At 66.2% G+C, this 17,641-nt stretch carries 14 protein-coding genes; 3 read left to right on the top strand and 11 right to left on the bottom strand.

Features of this window, described 5'->3' with window-relative positions; all coding sequences use genetic code 11:
- The first annotated feature begins 85 nt into the window (after nucleotides 1–85).
- Entirely contained in the window at nucleotides 86–970 is an 885-nt protein-coding gene (locus AB3G45_RS05145; protein WP_367829559.1) for a helix-turn-helix domain-containing protein, read from the top strand.
- Nucleotides 971–1,129: 159 nt separating this feature from the next.
- Nucleotides 1,130–3,331, top strand: coding sequence for a TonB-dependent siderophore receptor (locus AB3G45_RS05140; protein WP_367829558.1), 2,202 nt, complete (start codon nucleotides 1,130–1,132; stop codon nucleotides 3,329–3,331).
- Between the two features lie 83 nt (nucleotides 3,332–3,414).
- On the opposite strand, the gene AB3G45_RS05135 is transcribed toward AB3G45_RS05140, so the two are convergent.
- From AB3G45_RS05135 to AB3G45_RS05085, 11 genes are all read right to left on the bottom strand, one after another.
- Nucleotides 3,415–4,437 (bottom strand): LLM class flavin-dependent oxidoreductase, encoded by a 1,023-nt coding sequence (locus AB3G45_RS05135; RefSeq protein ID WP_367829557.1) that lies wholly within the window; start codon nucleotides 4,435–4,437, stop codon nucleotides 3,415–3,417.
- A gap of 156 nt (nucleotides 4,438–4,593) precedes the next feature.
- Complete coding sequence (locus tag AB3G45_RS05130) at nucleotides 4,594–4,953, bottom strand: cupin domain-containing protein (protein WP_367829556.1); 360 nt, start codon at nucleotides 4,951–4,953, stop codon at nucleotides 4,594–4,596.
- Nucleotides 4,954–4,976: 23 nt separating this feature from the next.
- Nucleotides 4,977–6,362 carry an NAD(P)/FAD-dependent oxidoreductase gene (locus AB3G45_RS05125; protein ID WP_367829555.1) on the bottom strand — a complete coding sequence of 462 codons (1,386 nt, stop codon included), beginning with the start codon at nucleotides 6,360–6,362 and terminating at the stop codon, nucleotides 4,977–4,979.
- A 17-nt stretch (nucleotides 6,363–6,379) separates the two neighbouring features.
- The gene (locus AB3G45_RS05120) at nucleotides 6,380–7,495 is read right to left on the bottom strand and encodes an ABC transporter ATP-binding protein (protein ID WP_367829554.1); all 1,116 of its coding nucleotides are present in this window, start codon (nucleotides 7,493–7,495) and stop codon (nucleotides 6,380–6,382) included.
- A gap of 2 nt (nucleotides 7,496–7,497) precedes the next feature.
- Entirely contained in the window at nucleotides 7,498–8,283 is a 786-nt protein-coding gene (locus AB3G45_RS05115) for an ABC transporter permease (protein ID WP_367829553.1), read from the bottom strand.
- Nucleotides 8,284–8,286: 3 nt separating this feature from the next.
- The gene (locus AB3G45_RS05110; protein ID WP_367829859.1) at nucleotides 8,287–9,144 is read right to left on the bottom strand and encodes an ABC transporter permease; all 858 of its coding nucleotides are present in this window, start codon (nucleotides 9,142–9,144) and stop codon (nucleotides 8,287–8,289) included.
- A 201-nt stretch (nucleotides 9,145–9,345) separates the two neighbouring features.
- Nucleotides 9,346–10,416, bottom strand: a complete 1,071-nt coding sequence (locus tag AB3G45_RS05105) for an extracellular solute-binding protein (protein WP_367829552.1) — start codon at nucleotides 10,414–10,416, stop codon at nucleotides 9,346–9,348.
- Nucleotides 10,417–10,461: 45 nt separating this feature from the next.
- Complete coding sequence (locus AB3G45_RS05100) at nucleotides 10,462–11,079, bottom strand: helix-turn-helix domain-containing protein (RefSeq protein ID WP_367829551.1); 618 nt, start codon at nucleotides 11,077–11,079, stop codon at nucleotides 10,462–10,464.
- Between the two features lie 86 nt (nucleotides 11,080–11,165).
- Nucleotides 11,166–13,118: an FAD-dependent oxidoreductase gene (locus tag AB3G45_RS05095; protein WP_367829550.1), complete on the bottom strand. Its 1,953-nt coding sequence runs from the start codon at nucleotides 13,116–13,118 to the stop codon at nucleotides 11,166–11,168.
- Nucleotides 13,119–13,220: 102 nt separating this feature from the next.
- Entirely contained in the window at nucleotides 13,221–14,420 is a 1,200-nt protein-coding gene (locus tag AB3G45_RS05090; protein WP_367829549.1) for an amidohydrolase, read from the bottom strand.
- Between the two features lie 20 nt (nucleotides 14,421–14,440).
- Nucleotides 14,441–15,808, bottom strand: coding sequence for an amidohydrolase family protein (locus AB3G45_RS05085; protein WP_367829548.1), 1,368 nt, complete (start codon nucleotides 15,806–15,808; stop codon nucleotides 14,441–14,443).
- Nucleotides 15,809–15,966: 158 nt separating this feature from the next.
- On the opposite strand from AB3G45_RS05085, the gene AB3G45_RS05080 reads away from it, so the two are divergent.
- Complete coding sequence (locus tag AB3G45_RS05080) at nucleotides 15,967–17,541, top strand: ABC transporter substrate-binding protein (protein WP_367829547.1); 1,575 nt, start codon at nucleotides 15,967–15,969, stop codon at nucleotides 17,539–17,541.
- The last annotated feature ends 100 nt before the right edge of the window (nucleotides 17,542–17,641 follow it).

The following is a 17,641-nucleotide window of genomic DNA, read 5'->3' as shown; positions in this document are numbered from 1 at the left end:
GGACTCATTCCCGGCGATATTGCGTTGCGGCGGAAATCAGGCTAAGAAACTTGAGTAAAAATAGAAGGTATACCCGCAGGCAAAGATGACGTTCCAGCCGCGCATGCAGAACAGGATCGAGGGCTTTTCGGTCGTCGGCGGTCTCAACCGCCGGCACTGGAACGGTATCGTGGCCGATGTGTGGGATGTGGAATGCGCGGCGCGCGCCGGCGGCTACTATGTCGGGCGGGACCCGCGGCTGTTCATCCTGCTCGACAAGCGGGGGCCGGGCGATTCCCGCATCCGCGTGGCGCCCGGCGGGCTGGAATCCGTCGAGGACTGGCAGCATTGCCCGATCGCCTATATCCCGGCGAATTTCGAGCTCTGGGCGGATCTTGCCGACCACCAGTTCCTGCGTCATCTCGATCTGCATTTCGACGTGGAGACGGTCAGCCGGCGGCTGGCGGAAGACCTCGATGCGGAGCGGCTTGCCACGCCGCAGCTCTTCTTCTCCGACGACCGCCTGTTCTCGCTGGCCCAGCTCATCGCCGCCGAATGCACCAATCCGCAGCCGCTGCACGATCTTTACGGCGACGGCCTGGCGCTGGCGCTGATCATCGACGTGATGAAGCTGGGCAAGGCGCCGGGCCGCAAGCGCGGCAAGCTGGCCGGCTGGCAAGTGCGCCGCGCGACCGATTTCATTGAAGAAAACTGCTTGCGCAATATCCGGCTCGAGGAGCTTGCCGGCCTCATCGGCCTGTCGCAGTCTCATTTCAGCCACGCCTTCAAGGCCTCGACCGGCGTCGCACCGCACCAATGGCAGGTGAATGCCCGGCTGCGCCGCGCCAAGCAATTGCTTTTGCAGGGCGATCAGCCCCTGACAGCGATCGCCGCCGAGACCGGCTTTGCCGACCAGGCGCATTTCACCCGCGTCTTCCGCAAGAATTTCGGCACGACGCCCGCCCATTGGCAGAAGGCGCACCTCGCCTGATAGCACCCGTCGGGCGATTGTTCATCGCACGGAAAATTGCCCAAGAACGTACAATTTTCGCGGAATGCGACAAGCCCGGACGTTAAAACTGAGTTAAGCACTCATCTTATTGTTGGAAGACCGTTCAGGCAGGCGAACGGGCGAGTGGGGTATGCGCAGATGATGATGAAGTTGAAGAACCAGCGGCGGCTGAGGCTGACGCTTGCGTGCGGTACGGCGGCAATCGGCCTGTTGGCACCGCTTTCCACGTTCGCGCAGGACGCGGAAGGCACGACGCGGCTGGAAGAGGTCCGGGTCGAGCAGGGCGATCCCAACGCGGTTGCTGACACCGGTGTCGAACCCGTGCGTGGCATCGTCGCAAAATCGACGCGCACCGGCAGCAAGGCCGCGACGGACCTCAACGAGATCCCGCAATCGGTCTCCGTCGTCGGGCGCGAGCAGATGGACGACCAGAGCCCGCAGAAGATCGACGAGGCGCTGCGCTACGTCGCCGGCGTCAACGCATCGACCTACGGAACCGATTCGGACACCGACTGGCTCTTCATCCGCGGCTTTCAAGCCGAGCAGACCGGCGTGTTCCTCGACGGGCTTTCGCTTTTCCAGACCGGCTTCGGGACGTTCCTCATCGATCCGTTCTTCCTGGAGCGCATCGAAGTCATCAAGGGGCCGAGTTCGGCGCTCTACGGCGGCGCCAATCCGGGCGGCTTCGTCAATTTCGTCAGCAAGCGCCCCACCGATGAGCCGCTGCGTTATGTCGAGACGGGCGTCAACAGCTTCGGCAACGGTTACCTGGGCGTGGATTTCAGCGACAAGCTCGGCGGCGACGACGTCCTGCGCTACCGCCTGACCGGGAAGATTTCCGGCGGCGGCTGGGAGACGGACAAGTCGGAGGATTTCCGCGGCACGATCGCGCCCAGCCTGACATGGAAGCCGGATGAGGGAACGAGCCTTACCATCCTCAGCTCCTTCCAGCATATCGACCTGACGCATACCAGCACGGGTTTCCTGCCGTATGTCGGCACGGTCGTCGATGCGCCCGGCGTGGGACGGATTCCGACCGACCTGTTCTACGGCGACAAGAGCCTTGACGAATACGATCGCCAGCAGGCCATGATCGGCTACGAGTTCGAACATACGTTCGACAACAATTGGACCGTTCGCCAGAACCTGCGTTACGCGAGCGTCTCGCTTGAGGAAGACGCGCTCTATGCCAACGGATGGTCGATGACCGATCCTACGAAGCTGGCCCGTTATCGCTTCGCGCATGACACGGATGTCGATATCTTCACGGTCGACAATCAGCTCGAAGGTGAATTCGCGACAGGCGCGCTGGATCACAATCTTCTTCTCGGATTGGACTATCGGCACTACGCGATCGATCAGGCCCAGGCCGTCGGCTTCGGCAACCTGGATCTCGATCCGCTTCGCCCGGTTTACGGTGCCGATATTCCGGCGCTCGGAAATCCGTACCTGGATCAGAACCTGCGCCGCGACCAGCTCGGCATCTATGCACAGGACCAGATCAAGTTCGGCGGCGGGTGGATCGCCACGCTCAACGGTCGTTACGACTTCGTGAAGACCGAGCTCGACGACAATATCAATCCAGCCAGCTCCACCGAGAGCGACGAAGGCGAATTCACCTGGCGCGCGGCGCTCGCCTATGAATTCGCAAACGGCCTGACGCCCTATGTCAGCTACTCGACCTCGTTCAACCCGACGACCTCGACGGACAATGCCGGCAACCTCTTGAAGTCGGAAACGGCAAAGCAGTGGGAAGTCGGCGTCAAGTATCAGCCGGACTTCATGGATGCCCTCATCACGGCAGCCTATTTCGACATCACGCGCGAGAACGTGCCCAGCACGATCACGGTCAACGGCATTCCGCAGACCGCCGCCATCGGCGAGGTGGAGGCCCGCGGCTTCGAAACGTCGATCCAGGCAAATGTCACGGAGGGGCTGAAGCTCATCGGTGCGCTGACCTATCTCGACATGGAAGTCACCAAGGCGACCGGTGGCGCGTTCGACGGCACGCCTGCCGGCAACACGCCGATCCAGGTTCCGGAACTGACGGCTTCGCTCTGGGCGGACTATTCGTTCCAGAACGATAGGCTTCAGGGCGTGAGCGTTGCAGCGGGCGTACGCCATATCGGCAAGTCCTGGGCGGACCGCGAGAACACGCTCCGCGTTCCTTCCGCCACGCTGGTCGATGCGGCCATCCGCTATGAGAAGGACAACTGGGCTGTCGCGCTGAACGTCTCCAACCTCTTCGACAAGGAATATGTCGCGACCTGCCAGGGCGCGGGCTCCTGCGGCTACGGCGCTGGACGCACGTTCATGCTGAAGGCAAGCACGTCGTTCTAATCCTCCCTGAGGGCTATAAGACAAAAAGCGCGTCAGGTTTCCCTGGCGCGCTTTTCCCGTTTTGGTGGAAATGGAAAGAGCGCCTAGCGCCAGCCCAGCGCCGGGGCGAGGTGTTCGAGGATCGCCTCGATGACATGGGCGTTGTATTCGACGCCCAGCTGGTTCGGCACGGTCAGGAGCAGCGTGTCGGCCTCCTGGATCGCTTCGTCGGCGGCGAGCTGCCTGACGAGCTTGTCCGGCTCGTCGGCATAGGAGCGGCCGAAGATCGCCCGCGTCTTGTCGTCGATGAGGCCGATCGAATCCACCTCCTTGCCGCCGCGGCCGAAATAGGCCCGGTCGCGGTCGTCGACGAGCGCGAAGATGCTGCGGCTCACCGAGACGCGCGGCGTGCGGGCATGTCCCGCTTCCTTCCAGGCGTCGCGATAGGCGCGGATCTGGGCGGCCTGCTGGACATGGAAAGGCTCGCCCGTCTCGTCGTCCTTCAGCGTCGAGCTTTGCAGGTTCATGCCGAGCTTCGCCGCCCAGACGGCGGTGGCGTTCGAGCCCGCACCCCACCAGATGCGCTCGCGAAGCCCCTCGGAATGGGGTTCGAGGCGCAGCAGCCCCGGCGGATTGGGGAACATCGGCCGCGGGTTCGGCTGTGCGAAGCCTTCGCCCTTCAGCACGTCCAGGAACACCTCGGCATGGCGGCGGCCCATGTCGGCATCGCTCTGGCCTTCCCCAGGCTGGTAGCCGAAGTAGCGCCAGCCGTCGATGACCTGCTCGGGCGAGCCGCGGCTGATGCCGAGCTGCAGGCGCCCGCCGGAAATGAGATCGGCCGCGCCGGCATCCTCTGCCATGTAGAGCGGGTTCTCGTAGCGCATGTCGATGACGGCCGTGCCGATCTCGATCGTCTTGGTGCGCGCACCGACGGCGGCGAGCAGCGGGAAGGGCGAGGCGAGCTGGCGCGCGAAATGGTGAACCCGGAAATAGGCGCCGTCCGCGCCAAGCTCCTCGGCCGCGACGGCAAGGTCGATCGACTGGAGCAGCGTATCGCCGGCCGAGCGGGTCCCGGATTGCGGGGAGGGGGTCCAATGCCCGAAGGAGAGGAAGCCGATTTTCTTCATGTGTCTGCCTCGACGCTCGAAACGTCCGTTTAGAGGGGTGTCGGAGGCGAAGATGGGATATCGGGGCGGGATTGAAAAGACGGGGAAAGAGAACGCAGCGTTCACAATTCGCACGCGGACCGGCTCTTTCCGTGAGCCGGTCCGCGATTGCGGCGCTCAGACGCCCTTGGCGATCATCGTGTAGATCTTGCGTGTGCGCTCGTGGATCGTCCATTCGCCGCGCCAGCCGTGCGGCAGGGCGAACATTTCGCCCGGGCCGATGTCCCGTCTCGTGCCGTCACCATTGTGCAGCGTCACCCGACCGGTGAGGATATGGCAGATTTCTGCGATCTCCGTGCGGTCGGCGGTGAAGCGGCCGGGCGTGCATTCCCATAGGCCGGTTTCCATCCCGCCGTCCGGGCTGGTCCACAGCGTCGCGGTAGCCTCCTGCTGGTCGCCCTCGATGGAGGTCGGCTTCGGCGCGAAGGGGCCGATGTCGCGGGTGAGGAGGTCGCCGAAATGTTCAAGGCTGATCATGGTCTGTCCTGTCTGTTCCTGGCTCAATGGCCGGTGATGCTGTCGGCGAGCGACGCGAGTCTCGATGTGTGCGGCAGGCCGGCGAATTCGCGCTCGTCGGCCATGCGGTAGAGCTGGTACATGGAATGCACGCCGAGCCAGCGGAAGGGTTCCGGCTCCCATTTGCGCACCGTGCGGTTGACCCAGGGAAGGGCGGTCAGCTCCGTCTCACGGCCGAGCACCAGGTCGCAGAGCGTGCGGCCGGCAAGGTTCGAGCTGGAGACGCCGAGGCCGACATAGCCACCGGCCCAGCCGATGCCGCTCGCGCGGTCGAAGCCGGCGGTCGTGCACCAGTCGCGCGGCACGCCGAGCACGCCGCACCAGGCATGGTCGATCTTCAGGGTTTTCGTCTGCGGCAGGAGGCGCGTCAGGATGGCGTGCAGGGCGTCGATGGTCGCCTGCTGGGTCTTTCCGTTCACGTCGGTCTTCGAGCCGAAGCGATAGGGCACGCCGCGTCCGCCCATGGTGATGCGGCCTTCACGGGTGCGCTGGGCGTAGCAATAGGCGTGCGCCGCATCGCCGAGCAGTTCATGGCCGTCCCAGCCGATCTCCCGCCACAGCGCCTCCGGCACGGGCTCGGTGACGATCTGGGCGCTGTTCAGCGGCAGCCAGGTGCGTTCCTCGCCGGGGAAGCTGGCGGAAAAGCCCTCCGTGGCGCGGATGATGCTGGAGGCGCGCACCGTGCCGCGATCGGTCTCGACGCGACCCTTCTCGAAACGCGTGACGGGGGTGCCCTCGTAGATCGGGACGCCGAGACCTTCGACGACCTTTGCAAGGCCGCGCACCAGCTTGGCGGGCTGCACGCGCGCGGTATCGCGGATGACGAAGCCGCCCTGGACATTGGCGATGTTGATCCGCCTTGCCGCCTCTTCGGCGGAGAGCATCTGCAGGCGCTCGGCCGGCATCTGCCAGTCGAGATAGAACTGGTACTCCTCGCGGGCGCGAGCAAGCTGCGGCGCATTGGTGGCGACGGTGAGATTGTCGACGCGGCGGATGTCGGCGTCGATTCCCTCGGTCTCGGCGACGCGGACCACCTCGTCCACCGTGCCGGTCATGGCGCGCTGCATATCGATGACGGCGCCGCGCGTCGAGGTTTTCAGGTATTTGTCGCGCGACCAGCCGAAGCCGCCCGAAAGCCAGCCGCCGTTGCGCCCGGAGGCGCCGAAGCCGGCGAATTCGCGTTCCAGCACGACGATGTCGAGCGAGGGGTCTGCCTTCTTGAGGTAATAGGCCGTCCAGAGGCCCGTATAACCCGCGCCGATGATGCAGATATCGGCCTCGCGGTCGCCGGGCAGGGGAGGGCGCTTTTGCGGAATGCCGCCGATATCGGCATACCAGAAGGAGATGTTTCCGTTGGTCTTGGCGTCCATGAGGAAGGCTTTCGGGTTCAGGTCAGCGTCACGTCGGCGCTGGCGTCGTCGGGAAGAAGGGTGAGGTCGGCGGGCAGGAAAGCGATATCGGCGGTATCGCCGATGGCAAAATCCGCCGCACCGAGCGGGCTGCGCACCACCGCGACCGCGCCATCGGCGAGCCGCACCTCGTATTTCGAGCCGGAGCCGAGATAGATCGCCTCCATGACCGTGCCGGCAAGGCGGTTCTCGCCCGCCACGACGTCCGCGCCGGGGCGCTTCAGCGCCACGCGCTCGGGCCGCAGCAGGATGACCGGGCGGGCATCGCCGGCAAGGCGGCCATGGGCGACGATCCTCTGGTCGCCGATGGTCATCACGGTGCTTTCGCCGGCGGCGTGCGCCGTGCCGCGCAGCACGGTGGATTCGCCGATGAAGCGGCCGACGAAGAGGGTCGCCGGACGGTCGTAGAGTTCGCGGCCCGTGCCGATCTGCTCGATGCGCCCGCCGTTGAACACGGCGATGCGGTCGGAGAGGACGAGGGCCTCCTCCTGGTCGTGGGTGACGTAGACGAAGGTGGTGCCGAGCTCGCGGTGGATGCGCTTGATTTCCAGTTGCAGCCATTCGCGCAGCTTCTTGTCGAGCGCGCCGAGCGGTTCGTCCATGAGGAGGAGCGGCGGATCGAAGACGAGCGCCCGGGCGAGCGCCACGCGCTGCTGCTGGCCGCCCGACAGTTCGTTCGGGTAGCGATGGGAGAAATCCGCCATCTTCACCATGTCGAGGGCGCGCTTGACCCGCCTCTCGCGGTCCTCGCCCCTCACGCCGCGCAGCGCCAGCGGATAGGCGACGTTCTTGCCGACCGTCATGTGCGGGAAGAGTGCGTAATGCTGGAAGACGACCCCGATATTGCGCTTGTGTGAGGGCAGGCCCGTGACGCTCCTGCCGCCGATTTCGAGCGTGCCGGAACTGATGTCCGTGAAGCCGGCGATGAGGTTCAGCGTCGTCGTCTTGCCGGAGCCGGAAGGGCCGAGCAGCGTCATGAACTCGCCGGGACGGATGTGCAGGTCGATGTCCCTGAGGGCGGCGAAGGCGCCGTAGCGCTTGGACGCCTTGCGGATATCGATCGCCGCGCCGGCGGAGCGTCGGGGTGCGTTCATGGTCAGGTCCTTCCGCGGCGCATGCCGAGAAGCAGGCCGGCGATGATGATGAGCGAGGTCGCGAGGAACAAGAGCGTGCCGACGGCGGCGACGGTCGGGTCGGCGTCGCGGGTGATCGAGGTGTAGATCTGCACCGGCAGCGTTTTCAGGTAGGGGCTGGTGATGAACAGCGCCACGATGATCTCGTCGAACGAGGTGATGAAGGCGAAGAGCGCGCCGGAAAGGACGCCGGGCAGGATGAGCGGCAGCGTCACGGTGCGAAAGACCGTCAGCCGGCCGGCGCCGAGGCTGGCCGCGGCGGTCTCCAGCCGCCGGTCGAAGACTTCGAGGCTCGCCTGCACGGCGATCAGCACGAAGGGAATGGCGAGCATGGTGTGCGCCAGCACGAAGCCGGTGACGGTGCCCACCAGATGCGTGTCGAGATAGACGGCGTAGATGCCGATCGCCAGCACCACGCCCGGCACGACCATCGGCGTGATCAGCAGCGCGCGCAGCAGGCCGCCGGTGCGCGCGGCCGCCCGCGTGACGCCGAAGGCGGCGAGCGTGCCGACGACGGTCGCGACGACCGCGACGATGAGCGCGACGATCAGCGAGTTGGAAAAGCTCGTCGTCCAGTCCGGATTGCGGAAGAAGTTGTCGTACCATTGCCAGGAGAAGCCGACCGGCGGGAAGGCGAGCGACTTGTTGCCGTTGAACGACATCGGGATGACCACCAGCGTCGGCGCGAGCAGGAGCAGGGCGACGAGCAGGCAGAACAGGCCGAGGAGGACGCGGGGGAAGGACGGCATCGCTCACGCCTCCCTGCGGGTCGAGGAATGCTTCTGGCGCATTAGCGGCGCGGCGATGGCCAGAAGCACGAAGGTGGCGACGAGGAGCACGACGCCCATGGCGCCGCCGCGGCCCCAGTTGAGCAGGCTCAGCACCTGGTTCTGCACCAGCGAGGAGAGCAGGATGCTGCGCGGGCCGCCGAGCAGGGCCGGCGTGATGTAGAAGCCGAGCGAGAGGATGAAGACGATGATGATACCGGCATAGACGCCGGGCAGCGACAGCGGCACGTAGATCTGCAGGAAGGCGCGCCAGGGTTTCGCGCCGAGGCTGCGGGCGGCCTGCAGGAGGCGCGTGTCGATGCCCTTCATCACGGAGTAGATCGGCAGGATCATGAAGGGCAGCAGCACCTGCGTCATGCCGATGACGACGCCGGGCAGCGTGCGGATCAATTTTACGGGCGGCAGGCCGACGCCGCGCAGGAACGAATTGATGACGCCGGAATCCTGCAGCAGGATGACCCAGGCGAGCGTGCGCACCACCCCGCTCAGCCAGAAGGGCACGAGCACGCACAGGATGAGCGCGAGCCGCACGTTCCTGCCGACGATGGTCATGGCATAGGCGTAGGGGTAGGCGCAGACAAGCGAGACGAGCGTCACCCAGGCGGCGACGACGAAGGTGCGTTGCAGCACCGTGCGGTTCACCGCGGACTGGAAGAACCAGACGTAGTTGTCGAGGCCGGGGGCGGGATCGGTGACGCTGCGCAGGACGACGATCGCCAGCGGATAGGCGAGGGCGAGGAGCAGCAGCAGCACCGCGGGCGCCGCAAGCCACGCCGCGCCACGCGGGCGCAGGCGTGTGAGGAGAGCGGGCCTGTCAGGCATGTCGGTCACGGTCGTCTCCTGTGTTTGCGGTAGGCGAGGGCTCGTATTGAGGCGGCCCCTCATCCGGCCTGCCGGCCACCTTCTCCCCGTAAACGGGGGAGGGGATATGCCGTGCCGATTTCCTCAACCAGTGCCCGTTTGCGGGGCAGGTCCCCTCTCCCCGCAAGCGGGGAGAGGGTTAGGGTGAGGGGCAAACCAGCCTCAGTTACCTGAGAGCAGCGCGTTCCACCTTTCCGCGGCGAGATCGAAGTTCGTCACCCAGAACGGGATGTTCTGCTGATAGCCCTGGGCGATGCGCTCGGGCGTCGAGGTGAGGAAGGAGGTGGTGACCTCATCGACCTTCGGCTTGGCGTCCATGTGGATCGGCGTGTAGGAGGTCTTTTCCGTAAGAATCTCCTGCGAACGCTGGCCGAGATAGGCATTCAGCAGCGCATAGGCGGCATCGGTGTCCTTGACGCCGACGGGGATGGTCATCTGGTCCATGACCACCAGCCAGTCCTGCCAGACGGGCGTATACGCCGCGCCGTTCTTCGCGGCGGTCATGGCGCGGCCGGTCCACATCATGATCATGTCGGCCTCGCCGGATTCGGCAAGCTGCTGGGATTCCGCGCCGGTCTTCCAGTAGATCGTGTCGGGGCCGAGGTCGCGCAGCTTCTGGATGCCCTTCTCGATATCGTCAGGCGTCATCGCCTTCGGGTCGCCGCCGGCCGCCTTGAAGGCCTGCTCGATCAGGCCGCCGGTCGGATCGCCGCTGCCGTCGATGGCGCGGGAGCCCGGGAATTTCTCCGTGTCGAAGAAGTCCTGCCAGTCCTTCGGCGGATTGTCCTTGTAGGTCTCGGTCTTGTACATGAAGATGACGCCGTAGTTCATCGCCGGGACCGAGCATTCGCCCACCTGGTTCGGCGGAATCTTCGAGACGTCGAGCCTGGAGAAGTCGAGCTTCTGGAACAGCGTGCCGCAATGCACGTAGGGCGGCAGGTCGGCGGTGTCGACCACGTCCCAGGTGACGTTGCCGGCGTCGACCTGGGCCTTCAGCTTGGCGATCTCCGTCGGGCCGTCGTTGAGCAGCGTCACGCCGGATTTCTCGACGAACTCCTTGAGGGCGGCGACCTGGCCGTCCTGGTAGATGCCGCCATAGGAGACGAAGGTCAGCGTCTTGCCCTTGAGCGAGCCTTCCTCCACCGCGCCGGCGACCGGCTTTTCCTGTGCGAATACCGGCAACGCCAGGGCGCACGTCATCGTCAGGGCCAAAGCCCCCGCAAATTTCTTCATCGTTGATACTCCCAGTAGCGCTCGCGTGGATTGCTCCCGCCGCGGTTACGAGCCCGTCCGTGGCAGGTATTTGTCGAGGTCGTCTGCGACGCTGGTGGGCGGCGCGATCATCCAGAGAACTTCGGCCGGTTCCGTGCCGATATTCACGGTCTTGTGCGGAACCGAGGTCGGGTATTCGATGCTGTCGCCGGCCGACAGCACATGGCGCTCCTCGCCGAGGGTAAGCTCCACCTTGCCCCTGAGGACCAGGAAGAGTTCATGGGAATCCCCGTGGCTGTAGGGCTTGTCGCCCGTCGAGCCGCCGGGATCGAATTCGCCGATATAGACCTCCATGTCGCGGATCGGCCGCCGCGACAGAAGCATTTTCCGATAGCCTTCGGCCGGCGGCAGGGCAGGGCGCTCATGCTTGCGCAACACGCGGCCGACGGGCGGGGCGGCCTCCTCGAAGAGGTCCGTCAGGCTGATGCCAAGCGCGCCGGCAATGCGCATCAGCGTGCTGGTGTTGACGCCGCTGAGGCCGCGTTCGAGCTGGCTGAGGAAGCTTGCGGTCGTGCCGGTGGCCTCGCCGAGCGTGCGCAAGGACATGCGGCGGGCGGTGCGGAAGGTCTTCACCTTCTCGCCGACGGCAGCCTGATTCCCCGTCACGAGCGCGATATCGTCCATTGTCATCTCCTCACTTAACAACGTATTAAGTGAAGGACGTTTTGGCAACAGCTAAAAATAGCCGGCGAGAGATTTTGCGCAGGCAGCTACAGAGCGCTCGCGATCCTCAGCCCGTCATAGACGGCCTCTTCCGCCGTGCGCGGCGCCAGGCAATCGCCGATGAGGTGAACCTCCAGCGCCAGTCCCGCCAGCCTTTCCCGCAGGTCGTCGGCCGGCGCGTGCCCCAGACAGAGGACGAGCGTGTCCACGCCCTCGAAGACGATCGGCTGTTCGCTGACGGTGTGCTGCAGGTAGACCGTGCCGCTGTCGCAGCCGTAGAGCCGGGCATAGGGGGTGATGCCGATACCCTTCCGGTGCAGCTCGGCGGCGAGGTTGTCGCGCACATAGAGCGGCAGGAGTTCGCCGGGATGGGTGCCGTTGACGGCAAGCTCGACGCTGCAGCCGTTGTCGACGAGGAGTTCGGCGATGCCGGGGCCGATCCAGTCGCAGCGCCAGTCGGCGACGACGACGCGGCTGCCGGTCTTCACCTCCCGGCGCAGGACCTGCCAGGCATCGATGACCTGCACGCTGCCGTCGGCGGGGATATCGGGCAGGTAGGGCGTGGCGCCCGTCGCGAGCACGACCGCGTCGGGCCTCTCGCGTTCCACGAGGGCCGCATCGACGCGACAGCCCTTGACCACCCGCACCTGCGCCAGTTCCAGCTCGCGCGAAAGATTGGTGACGATGCCGCCGAATTCGGCGCGGCGCGGCAATTGCTGGGCAAGCAGCGCCTGGCCGCCGAGCTGGCTTGCGGCTTCATAGAGCGTGACGCGGTGGCCGCGCGCGGCGGCGACGGCGGCCGCCTTCATGCCGCCCGGCCCGCCGCCGATCACCATGACCGTCTTCGGCTCGGCCGCCGGGACAAGCGTGCCGAAGGCAAGCTCGCGGCCGGTTTCCGGATGCTGGATGCAGGAGATCGGCACGCCGCGGTGGAAATGGCCGATGCAGGCCTGGTTGCAGGCGATGCAGGCGCGGATATCGTCGGTGCGGCCGTCTTCCGCCTTTTCCGGCATCTCGGGATCGCAGATCAGCGCGCGCGTCATGCCGCAGACATCGGCCGCGCCCCCGGCGATGACCGCCTCGGCCTCCTGCGGCTGGTTGATGCGGCCCGCGACGAAGACCGGCACGTTCAGCGCCTTGCGGAAGCGGGCGGCGTCGCTTGCAAGATAGGCGCTGGCATAGGCCATGGGCGGCACGATATGCACCGCGCCGCCGAGCGAGGCGGAGGTGCCGGTCGTCACGCTGACATAGTCGATGAGCGGTTCGAGCAGCCGGCAGCCGTCCAGCGCCTCGTCGGGCGTCAGGCCGGTTTCGTCGCGATCCCCGGCGCTGATGCGCAGGCCGACGACGAAATCCTCCGACGTCGCCGCGCGGATCGCCTCCAGCGCCTCGCTCGCGAACCGCAGCCGGTTCTCCAGCGATCCGCCATAGCCGTCCGTGCGCCGGTTGACGCGCGGGTTCAGGAACTGGGCGGGCAGGTAGCCGTGGCTCGCCACCAGTTCCACGCCGTCGACGCCGGCCGCGTGCATGCGCCGGGCCGCTGCGCCGTAGCCGGCAACGATCTCGTCGATCATCGCCTGGTCGAGCGCGCGCGGCATCACGCGGAACCGCTCGTTGGGCGTGCCGGACGGGGCATAGGCGACCGTCAGCAGCCCGTCGCCGCCCTCCATGATCTCCCGGCCGGGATGGAAGAGCTGGGAGAAGAGCGCTGTGCCGTGGGCATGGCAGGTTTCCGCCAGCCGGCGGTAGCCCTCGATGCAGCTGTCGTCCGTCGCCATCAGCATGTGCGAGGTATAGCGCGCCGTCTCGTGCACACCGGCGACCTGGGAGACGATGAGGCCGACGCCGCCCTTCGCCCGCGCCTCGTGATAGGCGACGAGGGCCGCGTTGACGCGCCCGTCCGTCGGCAGCGTCGTGTCGTGGCCGGTGGACATGATGCGGTTCTTCAGCCGCACGCCGCGGATGGCGAGGGGCTGGAAGAGGTGCGGAAAGGCGCTCATGCGGCGCCCCCGGCCTTGCGACAGAGGCGCATGGCGCACCCGACAGACACGATCCCGTTCATCCAGTCCTCCCTCCGAGCGGCGAAACGCGATGCTTATATTTTATCCCGGATCAAAAATCGACGCCTGCGCCGGCACGCCCTCGCGCACCAGAATGCGGCCGCGGCGGATGACGGTGCGCCTTTGCGGCGTCAGCGCCACGGCCTCGGCAAGCGTGCGGGCGGGAACCAGCACCAGATCGCCGAAGTCGCCCTCGGCAAGGCCGTAGCCGGCAAGCCCGAGGCCTTCCGCGCCGCCGAAGGTGCAGATGCGGGCGGTCTCGGCAAGGTCGGCATCGTTGGTCATGCCGTTGCGCTGGGCGAGATATTTCGCCCGCTCCAGCATGTCGCCATTGCCCCAGGGCTCCCAGGTGCCCTGGATGCCGTCCGACCCGGAGGCGACGATAAGGCCGCATTCGCGCATCAGGCGCAGCGGCAAGGCCGGGGCGGCGGGGCTGCCGACCGTCATCACCGAAATGCGCTCCGCCGCCAGCGCCTCGATCAAGGTGCGCTGGCGGGCGGGCTCCAGCATGCCGAGGCAATAGGCGTGGCTCACCATGACGCGGCCCTGCAAGGCAAGCGCCCTGGTGCGCTCGACGATCAGGTCGAGGCAGAAGGCGCCGAGATCGCCGGGCTCGTGCAGGTGGATGTCGACGGGTTTTGCATACTTGTCGGCGAGCGCGAAGATCGCGTCGAGATGGCGCACCGGATCGCGCTCGATCGTCGCCGGATCGATGCCGCCCACGATATCGGCCCCGGCCGCCATCGCCGCGTCCATCAGGTCGAACGTGCCGTCGCGCGGCAGCATGCCGCTCTGGGGAAAGGCGACGACCTGCACGTCCACGAGATCGCGGAGCGCCGCGCGGGTTTCGAGCACGCCCTCGATATTGGCGAGGCCGATTTCCGTATCGACGTCGACATGGCTGCGGATGTGCAGCACGCCGTAGTGCAGCGTCTGGAGGACCTGGCGGGCCGATTGCCGGTGCGCGTTCATGTCACGCTCGCGCTTGGCCTTGCGGTCGGCGAGGATGCGCTCGTTGCGGGTCGGGCCGATGCGGTTCTCGAACCAGTCCATGCCGATCAGTGTCTTGTCGAGATGGGTATGCGCCTCGACGAGGCCGGGCAGCGCGATGCAGCCGGCCGCATCGATCGTTTCCGCCGGCGCCGCGCCGGCCGCGGCGCTGAAACGGCCGCCGCGGATGAGAAGATCGACCGGTTCGCCGCCGAGGGGGCGGGCGTTGCGGATGAGAAGGTCGCTCGTCATGCTGTTCTCCCTCTTCGGCCTCAGGCGCGGCCGGCGCGGCGCATCGCCAGGTGGAAGGCGCTTTCGGCGCGGTCGAGGATGGCGCCCTCGTCGGCGTGCAGCAGTTTCCGCCCGCGCATCAGCACGCGGCCGCCGACGATGGTCGTGTCCACATCGGCGCCGTTGGCGAAGCGTGCGAGGCGCTGCACCGGATCGACCGGCGGCCACAGATGCGGCTGGCGCATGTCGATGAGGAGGATATCGGCGCGCTTGCCGACCTCCAGCGAGCCGATCTCGTCTTCCATGCAAAGCGCGCGGGCGCCTTCGATCGTCGCCATTTCGAGAAGCTGGAGCGGCGGCAGCACGGTATCGTCGCAAAAATGCCGGGCATGGTAGCGGTGCGCCTGGAACATGTTGCGGAACATGTCGAAGGAGCGGTCGGGCGCGGCGGCATCCGTGCCGAGCGAGACGGTGACGCCGTCCTTCATCAGTTCCGGTGCGGGGCAGCGCCCGTAGACGGACATCAGCGCGCTCGGATTGTGCGCCACCTTGGCGCCGGTGCGCTTCAGCACCGCGCGGTCCGCCTCGGTGAGGTCGATGCAATGGGCGAGCAGCGAGCGGCCGTCGAACAGGCCGAGCCGGGCGTCGTTGGCGGCGATCGAGCCGTTGCGGTGGCCGTCCTGCACCAGGAGCACGCCCTTTTCCCGCGCAAGGTCGCGCGCCCGGCGCGAGAGGGCGAAGACGGCATCGTCCTCCAGTTCGCCGGCGTCGAAGACGGGGAGGGAGAGGGCAAGCCGCAACCGGTCGTCACGACCCGACCAGGCGTCGAGCAATGCGGCGCAGACGGTCAATTGTGTATCCGGCGACACGGCGATTTCATCATACGATTTGCCGTCGTGCCTGCGATAGACACTCCTTGCGGATGGCCGGTTGGGGCCGATGGCCAGCACCTCGCGCAGGCCCATCGCGGCAATCGCGGCAAGGTGGGCCTCGGCGGCGTCCGGCGCTTCGGTGCGCATGATGTCCGGTCCGCCACCGAAGAGCAGCGCCGCCGTGGTGGTGCCGCATTTGATGCGTTCGGCAGCCGAAAGCGCGGCCTCCGCCGCCCAGAATTCCGGATCCGTCGCCTCGGCGTAGATCCGGCCGGTGATCGCCATCCAGTCTTCCGAACCCCCGCCGAGCCCTTTTGTCAGCATATGCCCGGCATGGGCGTGGGTATCGATCAGCCCCGGCATGACGACCATGCCGGCGGCGTCGATGCGCGGCGTCTCCGGCGGGACGGCCAGCGCCTCTGCACCGATGGCGGCGATCCGTCCGTCCTGCACCAGCACGCTCGCCCCCTCCAGCACGCGCCGGCCGGCATCCATGGTGAGAACCACGCCGTTCTCGATCAGCAATGTCCCGGTCATCCGAATCCTCCGCAATTATTGGATACAATTTTTGCAAACTTTGTGTGCTAATTCTAGCTTTGGTATCTTGATATTGCGTTTTCATTATGTACAGTCATATTCGGAGTGATCGTATGCATATTTTTTGGAAACATGCATACAAATCTGGAGGAGCCCTCGTGAAGACCTATATGAAGACCCTGCTGGCGGGGCTTGCCGTGCTGGCGCCGCTTTCTGCACCCGCCTTTGCCGAGACGCTGCGCTGGGCCGCATCCGGCGACGTCATTTCCTACGACCCGAATGCGCAGGTCGACAGCTTCACCCAGAGTGTGCAGCATATCGTGTTCGATCCGCTGGTGCGCCGTAACAAGGAGCTGAAGCTGGAGCCGGCGCTTGCCACCTCCTGGGAGGTCATCGAGCCGACCCGCTGGCGCTTCAAGCTGCGTGAGGGCGTGAAATTCCATGAGGGCCAGCCCTTCGACGCCGACGACGTGGTGGCGACGATCGAGCGCCAGATCGACCCCGGCGCGCGCAACCGCGAAAACCTCTCCGCCGTTACCGGCGTCGAGAAGGTGGACGACTATACGGTCGACCTCATCCTGCGCGGCGCCTATCCGCTGCTCCTCAACGACCTTGCCGCCATCTACATCCTGAGCAAGCCCTGGATGGAGGAGCACGACGCGCTGAAGCCGGGCAACACCGCGACCGGCGTCGTCACCTATGCCAGCAACCACGCCAACGGCACGGGCGCCTTCAAGCTGAAGAGCTACGAGCCGGATTCGCGCTCGGTCTTCGAGGTGAACAAGGACTGGTGGGACAAGCCCGAGCATAACCTGACGGAAGTGGAGTTCCGCCCCATCGCCTCCGACGCCACGCGCGTGGCCGCGCTGCTGTCCGGCGAAGTCGACATGGTCGTGCCGGTTCCGCTTCAGGACGTCGACCGCATCGCCGCCACCGAGGGGCTGAAGGTGGCGGAGAACCCGTCGCTGCGCACCATCGTGCTGGCGCTGAACTTCGAGAAGGAACTGCACGCCGCCTCCGGCGTCGCCAACCCGATGCTGAACGTCAAGGTGCGCCAGGCCCTCTGGCACGCCATCGACCTCGACACGATCCAGAAGCGCCTGATGCGCGGCAAGTCGCGCGTCGCCGCCATGCTCGTCGCCCCGGCCGTCACCGGCCATGACGATGCGATCGACGTGCCGCTGGACTACGATATCGACAAGGCCAAGGCGCTGCTGGCGGAAGCCGGCTATCCGGACGGCTTCAAGACCGGCCTTTCCTGCTCGAACGACCGCTACATCGCCGACGAGCAGATCTGCCTTGCCATCTCCTCCATGTGGGCGAAGATCGGCGTTCAGGTCGATCTCAGCGTCGAGAGCAAGACGACCTATTTCCCGCGCATGGATAATGGCGAACTCGACGTCTACATGCTCGGCTGGGCCTCGCTGCCGCCGATGGACGGCTTCAGCGTGCTCCAGGCGCTGCTCGCCACCAATGACGGCACCTATGGCGGCAGCAACCCGAACGGGCTCTCCGATCCGCGCATCGATGCGCTCGCCCGCTCGGCGGCGGTCGAACTCGACGAGGCCAAGCGCGTCGACATGCTGAAGGAAGCCTTCCGCATCACCCATGACGAGGCACTGTTCATCCCGCTGCACCAGCAGCCGGTCGCCTGGGCCATGAGCGACAAGGTCGATATCCCGCAGTTCCCGGACGAATATGTTCGCCCGTGGTTCGCGCAGGTCAAGCAGTAACGGGTTTCTCCCGAGACGCGGTCCCGGCGGGCGAAAGCTTGCCGGGATCGCGTGGCAACCGGCCCGACCCCTCCAGAAGCCGCTGGCATGGAGGGGACAG

Origin of the sequence: Shinella sp. S4-D37, assembly GCF_040812195.1 — a bacterium.
GTDB lineage: Bacteria > Pseudomonadota > Alphaproteobacteria > Rhizobiales > Rhizobiaceae > Shinella.
Note: the sequence above shows the minus strand (reverse complement) of the source record. Positions and strands in the feature narration are given on the sequence as shown.

Excerpts from the sequence above, each read along its gene's own strand:
- AB3G45_RS05145 (WP_367829559.1), top strand. The coding sequence starts at position 86 with ATGACGTTCCAGCCGCGCATGCAGAACAGGATCGAGGGCTTTTCGGTC.
- AB3G45_RS05140 (WP_367829558.1), top strand. The coding sequence starts at position 1,130 with ATGATGATGAAGTTGAAGAACCAGCGGCGGCTGAGGCTGACGCTTGCG.
- AB3G45_RS05135 (WP_367829557.1), bottom strand. The coding sequence starts at position 4,437 with ATGAAGAAAATCGGCTTCCTCTCCTTCGGGCATTGGACCCCCTCCCCG.
- AB3G45_RS05130 (WP_367829556.1), bottom strand. The coding sequence starts at position 4,953 with ATGATCAGCCTTGAACATTTCGGCGACCTCCTCACCCGCGACATCGGC.
- AB3G45_RS05125 (WP_367829555.1), bottom strand. The coding sequence starts at position 6,362 with ATGGACGCCAAGACCAACGGAAACATCTCCTTCTGGTATGCCGATATC.
- AB3G45_RS05120 (WP_367829554.1), bottom strand. The coding sequence starts at position 7,495 with ATGAACGCACCCCGACGCTCCGCCGGCGCGGCGATCGATATCCGCAAG.
- AB3G45_RS05115 (WP_367829553.1), bottom strand. The coding sequence starts at position 8,283 with ATGCCGTCCTTCCCCCGCGTCCTCCTCGGCCTGTTCTGCCTGCTCGTC.
- AB3G45_RS05110 (WP_367829859.1), bottom strand. The coding sequence starts at position 9,144 with ATGCCTGACAGGCCCGCTCTCCTCACACGCCTGCGCCCGCGTGGCGCG.
- AB3G45_RS05105 (WP_367829552.1), bottom strand. The coding sequence starts at position 10,416 with ATGAAGAAATTTGCGGGGGCTTTGGCCCTGACGATGACGTGCGCCCTG.
- AB3G45_RS05100 (WP_367829551.1), bottom strand. The coding sequence starts at position 11,079 with ATGGACGATATCGCGCTCGTGACGGGGAATCAGGCTGCCGTCGGCGAG.
- AB3G45_RS05095 (WP_367829550.1), bottom strand. The coding sequence starts at position 13,118 with ATGAGCGCCTTTCCGCACCTCTTCCAGCCCCTCGCCATCCGCGGCGTG.
- AB3G45_RS05090 (WP_367829549.1), bottom strand. The coding sequence starts at position 14,420 with ATGACGAGCGACCTTCTCATCCGCAACGCCCGCCCCCTCGGCGGCGAA.
- AB3G45_RS05085 (WP_367829548.1), bottom strand. The coding sequence starts at position 15,808 with ATGACCGGGACATTGCTGATCGAGAACGGCGTGGTTCTCACCATGGAT.